The organism is Flavobacterium sp. UBA4854 (assembly GCF_002399805.1).
Lineage (GTDB): Bacteria > Bacteroidota > Bacteroidia > Flavobacteriales > Flavobacteriaceae > Flavobacterium > Flavobacterium ginsengisoli.
On the sequence record NZ_DHEI01000131.1, the window covers coordinates 40,759 to 41,387 of the forward strand.

Annotated in this window: 1 protein-coding gene and 1 tRNA gene; one reads left to right on the forward strand and one right to left on the reverse strand. The window is 35.1% G+C overall.

Annotated features, from left to right (window positions below; all coding sequences use genetic code 11):
• Positions 1-76 precede the first annotated feature (76 nt).
• Positions 77-150: transfer RNA gene (locus B3J44_RS19020), tRNA-Ala, on the forward strand.
• A gap of 68 nt (positions 151-218) precedes the next feature.
• On the opposite strand, the gene B3J44_RS19025 is transcribed toward B3J44_RS19020, so the two are convergent.
• Positions 219-629: hypothetical protein (locus tag B3J44_RS19025; RefSeq protein WP_286970603.1), on the reverse strand; the 411-nt coding region annotated here is incomplete at its 5' end.

The following is a 629-nucleotide window of genomic DNA, read 5'->3' on the forward strand; positions in this document are numbered from 1 at the left end:
GGATTAGCTCATTTGGCTAGAGCATCCCGATGAAAAATCGGGAAGGTGATGGTTCGAATTCTACTTCTCAACAAACGGGGGATTAGCTCATTTGGCTAGAGTACTTGCCTGGCAGGCAAGGGGTGACCGGTTCGAATCCGGTATTCTCCACAAAAAAACCGTATTACTCAATTGTAATACGGTTTTTTTTATGACTTTGAATTATTATTTTTTTTACATTATTTGGTAACAGGAACAAATGGAAGGTTAGTCAACTCTTTGATAACAAAAGTAGATTGCGTACTTGATTTGTCTAACATACCGTCAGAAGTTATAGTATAAAGGTTATTTAGCGAAACACCATTTTCATATGGCACTTGAAATTCAGTAATTTTTACCAAATCACCGTTAGCATCATACACCTCTATTTTATAAGTTCTTCCATTTCCTGTACTTGTAGCCCAAAAATAAGCATCGTTAGCTTTTTCGCCTGAACACAAATAATCACTTACAACTTGTTCACTTGTAAAAATAATTGGGTTTGGAGTTTTGTTCCATTCATAATCTCCCATTGTATATGAAATTTGACCACAAAACAATTTAGCTGTATAGCCTTGATTTTTTAAGTCCTCTGCAAAGCTAAATAATGA